General features: G+C 50.0%; 1 protein-coding gene. It reads right to left on the reverse strand.

From position 1 onward, the window contains the following. Positions 1 to 302: hypothetical protein (locus JIN85_RS20630; protein ID WP_200274408.1), on the reverse strand; the 302-nt coding region annotated here is incomplete at its 3' end. Positions 303 to 842: the final 540 nt, after the last annotated feature.

The raw sequence follows: 842 nt of genomic DNA on the forward strand, positions 1-842 counted from the left end.
GGGACAGCCCCAGGCGCGTAGGGTTCCATCGCACCATGAAACGCAGCCGGATAGCCTTTCGTCTTGTGGTCAAAAGGGAAAATAAAATCATACGAAGATCCAGCACTGTCATCAATGCCAACACAAACACTGCCTCCATCCATGTAGACGCCACCTCGTATGTTTTTCAGTGGTAATACGATTGAATTAAATGGCGACTCCTCGGTAGCCAAATCGAACTTACTCTGCGACTCCCAAACCATGGCAGCAATGCCTGCTACCAGAACAATGCACGCTAAAACACCAAGAAATCGTTTCTTCATCTGGTTATCGAATATTGAAAGCAAGACCCCTTGCCTCAGCTTCTGTCGGATATTTTCATACTGGATCTGCTCTGTAGCAGCTATTACTACACCGCCCCACTCTCCCCGCAATCTTCAAATACTTCGAGAACTATACTATCAACCCCGCAAGCACTCGTCCCTCGGCTAACTGACAGCCGACCAACTCAAGGCGAACATCCTCTCCCTTAATTAAAACAAATCGGGGCCAAAAAACCATTGCATTTCAGGGCACATCCGGTGACGGGGGCAAATCATGACAGTTTCTTAGCTCAATCAAATCGCGGAAAATTCAGTGGTTTTTGCTGGCATATGGATGCACCGATGCACACTCAAATCGCTCTCCCAAAGCTCTGTTGTTTCGCTTTATTGACCTCGACGGCCAGCCGCCCTGCTCTCCATCACCATGCCACACGCAGGTTGAGTTGTCCCAGCCGAAGTAGATTGTAAACGAGGTTGCCAGGCCGCTGACGCGTGCCGCTCTTACGATGCTATCGTAGCAATCCGGTCCGCGCCCATCTG

Source organism: Luteolibacter pohnpeiensis (assembly GCF_016595435.1).
Classification (GTDB): domain Bacteria; phylum Verrucomicrobiota; class Verrucomicrobiia; order Verrucomicrobiales; family Akkermansiaceae; genus Luteolibacter; species Luteolibacter pohnpeiensis.